The sequence below is a fragment of the Pseudomonas luteola NBRC 103146 genome, from assembly GCF_002091675.1.
Lineage (GTDB): Bacteria > Pseudomonadota > Gammaproteobacteria > Pseudomonadales > Pseudomonadaceae > Chryseomonas > Chryseomonas luteola.
In genome coordinates this window covers 97,336-109,611 of record NZ_BDAE01000001.1, presented here as the reverse complement: position 1 = coordinate 109,611, position 12,276 = coordinate 97,336, and the positions used below count along the sequence as shown (strand labels likewise).

Genomic DNA, 12,276 nt, shown 5'->3' with positions numbered 1-12,276 from the left:
AATCATGGATATAAAGCGCACGTTTCTCATCGCCGCTCTAGCGATTGTGTCTTACACAGCGGTGTTGCAATGGAATAAGGATTACGGCCAGCCCGAAACGCCTTCTTCAGCACAATCCTCCGCTGCGGCGCTGCCGACTGACACGCCAACAGGCAATACTGCTGCGGCCGATGTTCCAACCGTTGCAGGCGAAAGCTCGACGAACGGAACGGCTCCACAGACTGTAAGTGGCAATGGTCAACCCATCCATGTCCGTACGGATGTCATGGATGTCACGATTGATCCCCGTGGTGGTGACATCGTCAAATTGGGGCTTGTCCAGTATCCACGTCGCCAGGATCATCCGGATGTACCCTTCACCCTGTTTGATAATGGCAACGAACGTTTGTATCTGGCGCAAAGTGGTTTAACTGGATCCAACGGTCCGGACGCACGTCAAACAGGCCGCCCTGTTTATCAGAGTGCACAGCAGAACTACGTATTGGCAGACGGTCAGGATCAACTGACTGTCGATCTGAACTTTGCTGAAAACGGCGTCAACTATGTCAAGCGCTTTACCTTCCATCGCGGCCTGAAGCTTGATTGCTCGGATACCGAAAAGGCACAGAAGAAAATTTCCTGCATCAACCCCAATGCCTATCAGGTGCAGGTCAGCTATGTCATCGACAACCAGAGCAGCCAGAACTGGAATGGTATTTTCTATGCACAGCTGAAGCGTGACTCCAGTGGTGATCCATCTTCCACAACAGCCACAGGGGTTTCGACTTACCTGGGCGCTGCTGTCGGGACGCCGGAGGAGCAATATCGCAAGGTGTCGATGAAAGATATCGACAAGCAGGCTCTGCAGGAAACGGCCAAGGGCGGTTGGGTCGCCTGGTTGCAGCACTACTTCGTGACGGCTTGGGTACCCAACAAGGATGAGCAGCACCAGATCCAGGGTCGCAAGGACAGCCAGGGCAATTATCTGGTGGGCTTTACCGGTCCGCAGCTTAGCGTAGCACCGGGTACCCAGGCAGAAACATCGGCAACCCTTTATGCCGGTCCGAAGCTGCAGGAATATCTGAAGGAGTTGTCCCCAGGTCTTGAATTGACCGTCGACTATGGTTTCCTGTGGTTCATTGCCCAGCCGATCTTCTGGCTGCTGCAACATATCCACAGCATCCTTGGAAACTGGGGATGGTCGATCATCGTGTTGACTATCATCATCAAGGCTATTTTCTTCCCGCTTTCTGCAGCCAGCTATCGTTCCATGGCTCGCATGCGTGCAGTTTCTCCGCGTCTTCAGGCGTTGAAGGAACAGTATGGTGATGATCGCCAGAAGATGTCCCAGGCGATGATGGAGCTGTACCGCAAGGAGAAGATCAATCCGCTGGGTGGCTGCCTGCCGATCCTCGTACAGATGCCGGTATTCCTGGCCTTGTACTGGGTTCTGCTGGAGAGCGTGGAAATGCGCCAGTCTCCCTGGATGTTCTGGATCACTGACCTTTCGTCCAAGGATCCTTTCTTCATCCTGCCGATCCTTATGGGCGGTACCATGCTGGTTCAGCAAATGTTGAACCCCACGCCTCCGGACCCCATGCAAGCCAAGATGATGAAGATGATGCCCATTATCTTTACCTTCTTCTTCCTGTGGTTCCCGTCTGGCCTGGTGCTGTACTGGATCGTGAACAACTGCCTGTCGATCGCGCAGCAGTGGTATATCAATCGTCGGATCAATGGCACTGCCAAACCGGCCTGATAGCCCTACGCTTTACACAGCGCCCCTTTCGAGGGGCGTTGTGCATTCTGGAGAATGAAGAATGAATCCAATTCAAGACACCATTGCTGCTATCGCTACAGCCACAGGCCGAGGTGGGGTAGGTATCGTCAGGGTTTCCGGGCCTGCGGTAAGAACCATCGCAGAAACAATCTGTGGTGGCTCTTTAATACCTCGCCATGCTCATTATGGTCCCTTCAAGGATAGCGCTGGTCTTACCCTTGATGAGGGAATCGCCTTGTTCTTCCCAGGACCTCACTCTTTTACAGGCGAGGACGTTCTCGAGCTCCAAGGCCATGGCGGTCCTGTCGTTCTGGATTTACTGCTCAAGGCTGTCATTGCGGTAGGTGCGCGTTCAGCCCGTCCAGGAGAGTTCAGCGAACGTGCCTTTCTCAACGATAAGCTGGACCTTGCCCAGGCAGAAGCTATCGCCGACCTCATCGAGGCGAGTTCCGAGCAAGCTGCCCGTAATGCGCTACGTTCATTGCAAGGGGCATTCTCCAAGCGAATAGAAAGCCTGACGGAACAACTGATCCAGTTGCGAATTTACGTGGAGGCAGCCATCGACTTTCCCGAAGAGGAAATCGACTTCCTGGCGGATGGCCATGTGCTGGGCCTGCTCAACGGTGTGCGCCAGGAACTGGCGCAGGTGGAAAAAGAAGCCGGTCGTGGCGCACTGTTACGCGATGGCATGACGGTGGTGATTGCTGGACGACCCAACGCAGGAAAATCGAGTCTTCTCAACGCGCTGGCAGGCCATGAAGCTGCCATCGTGACGGACATTGCAGGCACGACCCGCGATGTCTTACGCGAGCACATCCATATCGACGGTATGCCATTACATGTCATTGACACGGCGGGATTACGGGACACTACCGATCGGGTTGAGCAGATCGGCGTACAGCGCGCCCTGAGTGCTATTGAGAGCGCCGACCGGATACTGCTGGTGGTAGATTCTACGGCGCCTGAGGCTCGGAATCCCGATGCACTTTGGCCAGAGTTTCTGTCACAGCGACCTGATCAAAACAAAGTAACAATCATCCGAAACAAAGCTGATCTGTCGGGTGAACCTATCGCGCTTCAGGAAACCTCAGAAGGTATTCATACCTTAAGCCTTAGTGCAATGACGGGTGAGGGCATCGAGCATCTTCGAGAGCACCTCAAAGCCTGCGTTGGCTTTGAGCAGACTGCCGAAAGCAGTTTTAGCGCACGCCAACGTCATCTCGAAGCGTTACACACAGCCCGTCATTATCTGGAGCACGGGCATCAGCAACTCGTAGTGAATGGCTCTGGGGAGCTCTTGGCGGAAGACCTGAGAGTGGCGCAGCAGGCATTGGGCGAGATTACAGGAGCGTTCAGTTCCGATGATCTGCTGGGCAGGATCTTCTCCAGCTTTTGCATCGGCAAATAGCCGCGTTTCATCGATTTAGGAAGCCCCACGGGATTACCCGCTGGGGCTTTTTTTTGCCTGTTGATAACCCTAGCTGAGGTCTGGGCAGAAGTCAGGGCTTAAGCTGTTCTGAAAAGGGGCTGTTGGTAACCTCCCTAATTATCCACAGCTACTCACGAGCTTTCGATAAGGAGAGTGACAGGTTCTCCTCTGACTTATCATTGGCTGTAATGCCCTGTGGGTAAAGGCAAGCGCATGTTATCCACAGAAAAGAGGCTCACCATACATAATCGCATTAACAAGCTTTTCTATATTTCTTCCTTATTATTTCTATTACCTGATGCCACCAAGTCTGCAGTTGATCATTTTTTGTTCAAAAGGACTTCATAGAGAGCAGAGGAGCCCTTATACTTCTGAGCCTTCCCTAATCCCCTAACCAAACAGGCACGAGGTGCGTGGTGGATTTCCCTTCCCGTTTTGACGTCATAGTGGTCGGCGGCGGCCATGCCGGCACCGAAGCTGCACTTGCTGCTGCACGCATGGGTGTCAAAACTTTATTGCTGACCCACAATGTTGAAACATTGGGGCAGATGAGCTGCAACCCGGCTATTGGTGGTATCGGCAAGAGCCATCTAGTCAAGGAGATCGATGCCTTGGGCGGTGCGATGGCTTCGGCTACCGACAAAGCAGGCATCCAGTTCCGGATACTCAATAGCCGTAAAGGCCCTGCGGTGCGTGCAACGCGCGCTCAAGCCGATCGCGTCCTCTACAAGGCTGCAATCCGCTATATGCTGGAAAATCAGCCCAACCTGTGGATATTTCAGCAGGCCTGTGATGACTTGATTGTTGAACAGGATCAGGTCAGAGGCGTCGTTACCCAAATGGGACTACGTTTCCTTGGAGATAACGTTGTTTTGACCACAGGCACCTTTCTGGGTGGGCTTATCCACATAGGCCTGCAGAATTACTCAGGCGGTCGGGCAGGGGATCCACCTGCCAATGCATTGTCCACACGGCTTCGTGAGCAGCCACTGCGTGTATCGCGGTTGAAAACCGGTACACCTCCACGCATTGATGGTCGTACAGTGGATTTCTCTGTCATGACGGAGCAGCCTGGGGATAAACCTCTGCCCGTGATGTCATTCATGGGATCAGTGGATGAGCATCCTCAGCAGGTTAGCTGTTGGATAACTCATACCAACAGTCGGACCCATGACATCATCCGCAACAATCTTGATCGCTCGCCGATGTATTCAGGCGTTATCGAAGGGATCGGCCCACGCTACTGTCCATCGATCGAAGACAAGATCCACCGTTTCGCGGACAAGGACAGCCATCAGGTTTTCCTGGAGCCTGAAGGACTGACAACTCACGAGTTGTATCCCAACGGGATTTCCACATCCTTGCCCTTCGATGTTCAGCTGGAGTTGGTGCGGTCGATGCGGGGTATGGAAAATGCCCACATCCTGCGTCCCGGTTATGCCATCGAATATGACTTTTTCGACCCGCGTGATCTGAAATACAGCCTGGAAACCAAGGTCATTGGTGGACTCTTCTTTGCAGGTCAGATCAACGGAACGACAGGATACGAGGAAGCTGGCGCCCAGGGGCTGCTGGCAGGTGCCAACGCAGCCTTGCGTGCACAGGGCAAGGACAGCTGGTGTCCACGTCGTGACGAAGCTTACCTGGGTGTATTGGTCGATGATTTGATCACGCTGGGTACGCAGGAACCGTATCGGATGTTTACCTCCCGTGCGGAATATCGACTGATTCTGCGTGAAGACAATGCGGATCTGCGACTGACCGAACAAGGTCGGCAGCTCGGTTTGGTAGACGATGCTCGTTGGGAGGCGTTCTGCCTGAAGCGTGAGCGCATTACCCTTGAAGAGCAGCGCTTGAAGAGTACGTGGGTGCGTCCAGGGACTGTACAAGGTGATGCCATTGCTGAGCGCTTTGGTACACCGCTGACCCATGAGTACAATCTGCAAAGTCTTCTGAGCCGTCCGGAAATCGACTATGTCGGCTTGATGGAGGTAACCGGCGGTGTCATCGAAGACGCGCAGGTTGCCGAGCAGGTAGAGATCAAGACCAAATACGCAGGTTACATCGAGCGTCAGCAGGACGAAATCGAGCGGCTGCGCAGCAGTGAAAGCATTCGTCTACCGGCGGATCTGGATTACACCGCCATATCCGGTTTGTCGAAGGAAATTCAGCACAAGCTGAGCCAGGGCCGCCCGGAAACACTTGGGCAGGCTTCGCGGATTCCCGGTGTAACGCCTGCAGCCATTTCCCTGTTGATGATTCACCTGAAAAAGCGTTCGGCCGGACGCCAGTTGGAGCAGATGGCTTGATGTTGGAAGGAATGATTCGTTACAGCGAGGAGCTTCGCTCAGGAGCTAAGTCTCTAGATGTCGAGCTGTCTGATGAACAGGTTGAGAAATTGCTGGCCTACATGGGCCTGCTGCAAAAGTGGAATAAAGCCTATAACCTGACGGCAGTCCGTGATCCAGATGAAATGGTTTCACGTCACCTGCTTGATAGTTTGAGCGTTGTCCCCCATATCAAGGCTGGTCGATGGCTCGATGTGGGCAGTGGTGGTGGTATGCCGGGAGTCCCGCTAGCCATCTTGTTCCCGGAAAGCACTTTTACCGTTCTGGACAGCAACGGTAAGAAAACACGTTTTCTCACCCAGGCAAAAATTGAGCTCGGCTTGGATAACCTTCAGGTTATCCACAGCCGTGTAGAGGAATTCACGCCTGACTATCGTTTCACCGGGATTGTGTCGCGAGCGTTCAGCTCGCTCGCTGATTTCACAAACTGGACACGACATCTGGGCGATTCATTGACACAATGGCTCGCCATGAAAGGATTGCATCCTGAGGATGAGCTTGCAGCGTTGCCAACCGATTTTAAGGTTGAAGCAGAACACGCCTTGCAGGTTCCAGGTTGCCAAGGGCAGCGGCATCTATTGATACTGCGCCGCATTGTTGAAGAGGGGTAAAGCGGCTCATGGCCAAGGTTTTTGCGATAGCCAACCAGAAAGGCGGGGTGGGGAAAACTACGACCTGCATCAATCTGGCTGCTTCGCTCGTTGCTACCCGACGTCGGGTACTGTTGATCGATCTCGATCCACAAGGCAACGCGACCATGGGAAGCGGTGTGGATAAGCACAATCTGGAACATTCGGTTCTGGATGTGCTGATCGGACAGTGTGATCTCATCGAAGCCATGCAGTTTTCCGAGCATGGTGGTTACCAGTTGCTACCGTCGAACCGTGATGTGACGGCTGCCGAAATTGAGCTTCTGGACATGAGCAAGCGCGAGAGCCGCTTGCGTGAAGCGCTGGCGCCGATTCGGGAAAATTACGATTACGTACTGATTGACTGCCCACCGTCATTATCGATGTTGACCATCAATGGGCTTGTCGCTTCAGATGGGGTCATCATTCCCATGCAGTGTGAATATTTCGCACTTGAAGGGCTGACTGACCTGATCGGTAGCATCCAGCGCATCGGACAGGCTCTGAATCCAGGCCTGAAGATCGAAGGTGTGCTGCGCACGATGTATGACCCGCGTATCAATCTGGCGAACGACGTAGCGGCCCAGCTCAAGGCGCATTTTGGCGATACGCTGTACGATACGGTTATCCCGCGTAACGTGCGTCTTGCCGAGGCGCCCAGTCATGGTATGCCCGCGTTGACTTACGACAAGGCATCAACAGGGGCTGCAGCCTATCTGGCCTTGGCAAACGAACTGGCTCGTCGGCAGCGCAAGGCTGCAAAAGCAATCGCTTAAGGAATACACATGGCTGTCAAGAAAAGGGGACTGGGCCGCGGTCTGGATGCGCTGCTGAGCGGGGCTACGGCTAGCGTACTGCAGGAAGAAGCAGTCAAGGCCGACCAGCGTGAGTTGCAGCATCTGCCGTTGGACATTATCCAGCGCGGCAAGTACCAACCACGCCGTGACATGGACCCGGTCGCGCTCGAAGAGCTTGCCAGGTCGATTCGCGCCCAAGGCTTGATGCAGCCGATCGTGGTACGTCCCATTGCTGACAACCGCTATGAGATCATTGCCGGGGAGCGTCGCTGGCGTGCCAGCCAGCAGGCAGGGCTTGAGCGTATCCCAGCATTGGTCAGAAACATTCCTGACGAAGCCGCCATTGCAATGGCGCTGATCGAGAATATCCAGCGTGAAAACCTAAGTCCGATAGAAGAGGCCATGGCCCTTCAGCGGCTGCAGCAGGAATTTCAGCTGACGCAGCAGCAGGTGGCCGATGCAGTGGGCAAATCACGCGTCAGTGTGGCTAACCTGCTTCGACTGATAGCGTTGCCAGAAGAGATCAAGACCATGCTGGCGCATGGCGATCTGGAAATGGGCCATGCCAGGGCATTGTTGGGCTTGCCAGCCTCAAAACAGGTCGAGGGGGCGCGTCATGTTGTCGCACGTGGATTGACCGTGCGTCAGACAGAAGCCTTAGTAAGGCAGTGGTTGAATAAGAAAGAAGCGGTTGAGCCTCCAGAGAAGGCTGATCCTGATATTATGCGCCTGGAGCAACGGCTGGCTGAGCGTCTGGGGGCTCCCGTACAGATCCGCCATGGGCAGAAGGGAAAGGGGCAGCTGGTGATTCGTTACAGCTCACTTGATGAGCTGCAGGGCGTTCTTGCTCACATTCGCTAATATTCTAATGGTAGCGAATAGTCGTAAAGACTACCGCATGGCTTGAATGGGCGCGTGCAGACTCCTATACTCTGCGCGCTTTACGTCGGCACAAAGTATGCCAAGGCTTAAATAATAAGCCGACGCCAGAGGACTTCGAGCGCGATGGTTGATCGCACGCCCAAACGCCTGCCTTTTCACCGTCAGCCAGCATTTAACCTGCTGCTCGTCCAACTGGCCGTCACGATATGTGCAGCGTTATTTTTGTTTTGCTTCGTTGGTAGGGTCGCTGCTTATTCTGGTTTGATGGGTGGTTTAATCGCCTGGTTGCCTAATACATATTTCTCTTATAAAGCGTTCCGTTATTCGGGCGCCCGAGCTGCTCGCGACATAGTTCGATCATTCTATGCGGGAGAGGCAGGAAAACTAATTTTGACGGCACTGCTTTTTACAGTGGCGTTTGCGGGGATAAAGCCACTCATGCCACTGGCGTTGTTTGGTGTCTATCTATTGACGCTTTTTGTCAATGGATGCGCTCCCCTACTTGTCAAACGATCTTCTAGACCTTAAAGCGTTCGAGGCAAACATGGCAGCAGAATCCGCTTCGGGTTACATCCAGCACCACTTGCAGAATCTGACCTATGGTCTGCATCCGGCAAATGGTTGGAGTTTCGCCCACACCCCTCAAGAAGCGAAAGAAATGGGCTTTTGGGCCTTCCACCTGGATACTCTGGGTTGGTCGGTCGTTCTAGGCCTGATTTTTATTTGCATTTTCCGTGCCGTAGCGGTCAAGGCCACCAGTGGCCAGCCCGGTAAATTGCAAAATTTCGTCGAAGTCATTATCGAGTTCGTCGACAGCAGTGTCCGTGACACCTTCCATGGCCGTAATCCGCTGATCGCGCCTCTGGCACTGACGATTTTCGTCTGGATCTTCCTGATGAACCTCATGGACTTGGTGCCGGTTGACTGGTTGCCGTCCCTGGCTGGCCTGATAGGTGGTGAGCACACATATTTCCGTGTGGTTCCGACTACCGACCCGAATGCCACTATTGGTATGGCCTTGTCCGTATTTGCCCTGTTGATCTTCTATAGCATCAAGGTAAAAGGAATTGGTGGTTTCCTGGGCGAGCTGACTCTGCATCCGTTCCATAGCAAGAACATGCTGGTTCAGATCATCCTGATTCCGATCAACTTCCTGCTCGAGTTCGTAACGCTGGTGGCACGTCCCGTTTCCTTGGCCTTGCGACTCTTCGGCAACATGTATGCCGGTGAGCTGATCTTTATCCTGATCGCCATGATGTTCGCCAACGGTCTGGCGCTGGGTGGTCTAGGTATTGTCCTGCAGTGGGCGTGGGCGGTCTTCCACATCCTGATCATTACCTTGCAGGCCTTCATCTTCATGATGCTGACCATCGTCTATATGTCGATGGCGCATGAAGAAAGTCATTAAGAGCTAGAGCACTTGATGATCCTCTCCGAAAGGGGAGGATGCCCGCGAGGGCAATGGGGAATAACAATTTTTTGCTTCAACCTTAACCAAGACGACTTAAAAGTCGGGAGGAAAAATGGAAACTGTAGTTGGACTGACCGCTATCGCCGTAGCACTGCTGATTGGTCTGGGCGCACTGGGTACTGCCATTGGCTTCGGCCTGTTGGGCGGCAAGTTCCTGGAAGGCGCTGCCCGTCAGCCGGAACTTGTTCCGATGCTGCAGGTGAAAATGTTCATCGTAGCGGGTCTGCTCGACGCCGTAACCATGATCGGTGTTGGTATCGCCCTGTTCTTCACCTTCGCTAACCCCTTCGTTGGTCAGATCGCTGGTTAATCATCCGAATCGATGATTCGTATGATTGACAGACAACGAACGAGCGAGGTGTTGGCGTGAACATTAATGCAACCCTGATTGGCCAGTCCGTTGCCTTCTTTATCTTCGTGCTGTTCTGCATGAAGTTCGTGTGGCCTCCGGTCATCGCGGCTTTGCGTGAGCGTGAAAAGAAGATTGCTGACGGCCTGGACGCTGCCAACCGCGCGGCTCGTGACCTGGAATTGGCTCAGGAACAAGCCACCCAGAAACTGAGCGAAGCGAAAGGTCAGGCAGCTGAAATCATCGAGCAAGCTAACAAGCGTGCTACTCAGATCATCGAAGAAGCGCAGGTCAAGGCCCGTGCTGAAGGCGATCGTCTGAAAGAGCAGGCTCAGGCTGAAATCGACCGGGAAATCAATAGCGCCAAGGAAGCTCTGCGTGCACAGGTTGGCCTTCTGGCTGTCGCTGGTGCAGAGAAGATCCTGGGCAAAACGATTGATCCCCAAGCCCACGCACAGTTGGTCGACCGACTGGCTGCGGAAATCTAAGCGAGGCCATCATGGCAGAACTGAACACGCTGGCCCGGCCATATGCCAAGGCAGCTTTCGAGTTCGCACAGTCTCAGCAGAATCTGACCAAATGGTCCGAGGAGCTGAGGCTGCTCGCCGCGGTAACTCTGGATGGGACCGTGCGCCAGCTGCTTCAGCAACCGCAGTTGACCGCGGACGCCAAGGCCAAGCTGCTCATTGACGTGTGCGGCGATCAGCTGGATGTGCAGGCCCAGAACTTTGTTCGGACCGTGGCAGAAAACAACCGGATCGACCTGATGCCGACCATTGCTGAACTCTACGAAGAGTTCAAGGCCGAGCAGGAAAGATCCATCGAGGCGGAAGTCACCAGTGCTTTCGCTTTGAGCGACGAACAGCAAGACAAACTCGCCAAGGCTCTCAGCGCAAGGCTCGGTCGCGATGTGCGACTTCATGCATCCGAGGATGCAAGCCTGATCGGTGGTGTGGTAATTCGCGCCGGCGACTTGGTAATCGATGGCTCCGTTCGCGGCAAGCTCGCGCAACTGGCCGAAGCGTTGAAACCTTGAGTTTGAAGGGGCAGTAGCATGCAGCAACTCAATCCTTCCGAAATTAGTGAAATCATCAAGAGCCGCATCGAGAAACTCGATGTCTCTTCGCAACCGCGCAACGAAGGTACTATCGTCAGTGTTTCTGACGGTATCGTGCGCATCTTTGGTCTGGCCGACGTTATGTACGGGGAAATGATTGAGTTCCCGGGCGGCGTCTACGGCATGGCACTGAACCTGGAGCAGGACTCCGTAGGTGCCGTGGTTCTGGGTAATTACCTGGGCTTGGCTGAAGGCATGAGTGCCAAGTGCACCGGTCGTATCCTTGAAGTACCGGTTGGTCCGGAGCTTCTGGGTCGCGTTGTCGATGCCCTGGGTAATCCGATCGATGGCAAAGGCCCGATCAACGCCAAAGAAACCGATGCGGTTGAAAAAGTCGCTCCGGGTGTAATCTGGCGTAAGTCGGTAGACCAGCCTGTACAGACTGGTTACAAGGCCGTTGACGCCATGATCCCCGTTGGCCGTGGCCAGCGTGAGCTGATCATCGGTGACCGTCAGGTAGGTAAAACTGCCATGGCGGTGGATGCGATCATCAACCAGCGCAACAGTGGCATTCGTTGCGTCTATGTTGCCATCGGTCAGAAGCAGTCGACCATTGCCAACGTCGTACGCAAGCTGGAAGAGCACGGCGCACTGCAGAACACCATCGTGGTAGCTGCCAGTGCCTCTGAGTCCGCAGCCCTGCAGTTCCTGGCTCCCTATGCCGGCTGCACCATGGGTGAATACTTCCGTGACCGCGGTGAAGATGCACTGATCGTTTATGACGATCTGTCCAAGCAGGCTGTAGCTTACCGCCAGATTTCCCTGCTGCTGCGTCGTCCGCCGGGCCGTGAAGCTTACCCAGGCGACGTGTTCTATCTACACAGCCGTCTGCTGGAGCGTGCTTCTCGCGTATCCGAAGAGTATGTAGAACAGTTCACCAAAGGCGCCGTTACCGGTAAGACAGGTTCTTTGACTGCTCTGCCGCTGATCGAGACTCAGGCAGGTGACGTTTCCGCGTTCGTTCCGACCAACGTAATTTCGATTACCGACGGCCAGATCTTCCTGGAAACCAGTCTGTTCAACTCGGGTATTCGTCCTGCGGTCAACGCAGGTATTTCCGTATCCCGTGTGGGTGGTGCCGCTCAGACCAAGATTATCAAGAAGCTGTCCGGTGGTATCCGTACCGCACTGGCTCAGTACCGTGAACTGGCAGCATTTGCCCAGTTTGCTTCTGACCTGGACGAAGCAACACGTAAGCAGCTTGAGCATGGTCAGCGTGTTACCGAGCTGATGAAGCAGAAGCAGTATGCACCGATGTCCATCGCCGAGATGGCTCTGTCGCTGTACGCCGCCGAGCGTGGCTTCCTGTCGGATATCCCGCTGGACAAGATTGGCAGCTTCGAGCAGGCCCTGATTTCGTACTTCAACCGTGATCACGCCGCACTGATGGCCAAGATCAACGAGAAGGGCGACTTCAACGACGAAATCGATTCTGGCATCAAGGCCGGTCTCGAGAAGTTCAAGGCCACTCAAACCTGGTAAGCCCAGGCGGGAG

General features: G+C 54.3%; 12 protein-coding genes. All 12 read left to right on the top strand.

The window, feature by feature from the left end:
• Positions 1 to 4 precede the first annotated feature (4 nt).
• The gene (gene yidC / locus PLU01S_RS00515) at positions 5 to 1,738 is read left to right on the top strand and encodes a membrane protein insertase YidC (protein ID WP_074820931.1); all 1,734 of its coding nucleotides are present in this window, start codon (positions 5 to 7) and stop codon (positions 1,736 to 1,738) included.
• 61 nt (positions 1,739 to 1,799) lie between these two features.
• Positions 1,800 to 3,167, top strand: coding sequence for a tRNA uridine-5-carboxymethylaminomethyl(34) synthesis GTPase MnmE (gene mnmE / locus PLU01S_RS00510; RefSeq protein ID WP_074820929.1), 1,368 nt, complete (start codon positions 1,800 to 1,802; stop codon positions 3,165 to 3,167).
• A 437-nt stretch (positions 3,168 to 3,604) separates the two neighbouring features.
• Positions 3,605 to 5,497: a tRNA uridine-5-carboxymethylaminomethyl(34) synthesis enzyme MnmG gene (gene mnmG / locus PLU01S_RS00505; protein WP_026004031.1), complete on the top strand. Its 1,893-nt coding sequence runs from the start codon at positions 3,605 to 3,607 to the stop codon at positions 5,495 to 5,497.
• Positions 5,497 to 6,147 (top strand): 16S rRNA (guanine(527)-N(7))-methyltransferase RsmG, encoded by a 651-nt coding sequence (rsmG, locus tag PLU01S_RS00500; protein ID WP_074820927.1) that lies wholly within the window; start codon positions 5,497 to 5,499, stop codon positions 6,145 to 6,147. The genes mnmG and rsmG overlap by 1 nt, the downstream gene beginning before the upstream one ends.
• A gap of 8 nt (positions 6,148 to 6,155) precedes the next feature.
• The gene (locus PLU01S_RS00495; protein ID WP_010796337.1) at positions 6,156 to 6,941 is read left to right on the top strand and encodes a ParA family protein; all 786 of its coding nucleotides are present in this window, start codon (positions 6,156 to 6,158) and stop codon (positions 6,939 to 6,941) included.
• A gap of 9 nt (positions 6,942 to 6,950) precedes the next feature.
• On the top strand, positions 6,951 to 7,823 hold the full coding sequence (locus PLU01S_RS00490) for a ParB/RepB/Spo0J family partition protein (RefSeq protein WP_010796336.1): 873 nt from the start codon (positions 6,951 to 6,953) through the stop codon (positions 7,821 to 7,823).
• A gap of 144 nt (positions 7,824 to 7,967) precedes the next feature.
• Complete coding sequence (locus tag PLU01S_RS00485) at positions 7,968 to 8,372, top strand: F0F1 ATP synthase subunit I (RefSeq protein ID WP_010796335.1); 405 nt, start codon at positions 7,968 to 7,970, stop codon at positions 8,370 to 8,372.
• Between the two features lie 16 nt (positions 8,373 to 8,388).
• Positions 8,389 to 9,252 (top strand): F0F1 ATP synthase subunit A, encoded by an 864-nt coding sequence (gene atpB / locus PLU01S_RS00480; RefSeq protein ID WP_010796334.1) that lies wholly within the window; start codon positions 8,389 to 8,391, stop codon positions 9,250 to 9,252.
• A 115-nt stretch (positions 9,253 to 9,367) separates the two neighbouring features.
• The gene (gene atpE / locus PLU01S_RS00475) at positions 9,368 to 9,625 is read left to right on the top strand and encodes a F0F1 ATP synthase subunit C (protein WP_010796333.1); all 258 of its coding nucleotides are present in this window, start codon (positions 9,368 to 9,370) and stop codon (positions 9,623 to 9,625) included.
• A 56-nt stretch (positions 9,626 to 9,681) separates the two neighbouring features.
• Entirely contained in the window at positions 9,682 to 10,152 is a 471-nt protein-coding gene (locus tag PLU01S_RS00470; protein WP_010796332.1) for a F0F1 ATP synthase subunit B, read from the top strand.
• A gap of 11 nt (positions 10,153 to 10,163) precedes the next feature.
• Positions 10,164 to 10,700 (top strand): F0F1 ATP synthase subunit delta, encoded by a 537-nt coding sequence (locus tag PLU01S_RS00465; RefSeq protein ID WP_019366468.1) that lies wholly within the window; start codon positions 10,164 to 10,166, stop codon positions 10,698 to 10,700.
• A gap of 18 nt (positions 10,701 to 10,718) precedes the next feature.
• Positions 10,719 to 12,263 carry a F0F1 ATP synthase subunit alpha gene (atpA, locus tag PLU01S_RS00460; protein WP_010796330.1) on the top strand — a complete coding sequence of 515 codons (1,545 nt, stop codon included), beginning with the start codon at positions 10,719 to 10,721 and terminating at the stop codon, positions 12,261 to 12,263.
• Positions 12,264 to 12,276: the final 13 nt, after the last annotated feature.

Bases quoted from the DNA above. Each gene is read 5' to 3' on its own strand.
- PLU01S_RS00495 (WP_010796337.1), top strand. From the start codon at position 6,156: ATGGCCAAGGTTTTTGCGATAGCCAACCAGAAAGGCGGGGTGGGGAAA.
- mnmE (WP_074820929.1), top strand. From the start codon at position 1,800: ATGAATCCAATTCAAGACACCATTGCTGCTATCGCTACAGCCACAGGC.
- rsmG (WP_074820927.1), top strand. From the start codon at position 5,497: ATGTTGGAAGGAATGATTCGTTACAGCGAGGAGCTTCGCTCAGGAGCT.
- PLU01S_RS00485 (WP_010796335.1), top strand. From the start codon at position 7,968: ATGGTTGATCGCACGCCCAAACGCCTGCCTTTTCACCGTCAGCCAGCA.
- atpB (WP_010796334.1), top strand. From the start codon at position 8,389: ATGGCAGCAGAATCCGCTTCGGGTTACATCCAGCACCACTTGCAGAAT.
- atpA (WP_010796330.1), top strand. From the start codon at position 10,719: ATGCAGCAACTCAATCCTTCCGAAATTAGTGAAATCATCAAGAGCCGC.
- yidC (WP_074820931.1), top strand. From the start codon at position 5: ATGGATATAAAGCGCACGTTTCTCATCGCCGCTCTAGCGATTGTGTCT.
- PLU01S_RS00465 (WP_019366468.1), top strand. From the start codon at position 10,164: ATGGCAGAACTGAACACGCTGGCCCGGCCATATGCCAAGGCAGCTTTC.
- PLU01S_RS00490 (WP_010796336.1), top strand. From the start codon at position 6,951: ATGGCTGTCAAGAAAAGGGGACTGGGCCGCGGTCTGGATGCGCTGCTG.
- atpE (WP_010796333.1), top strand. From the start codon at position 9,368: ATGGAAACTGTAGTTGGACTGACCGCTATCGCCGTAGCACTGCTGATT.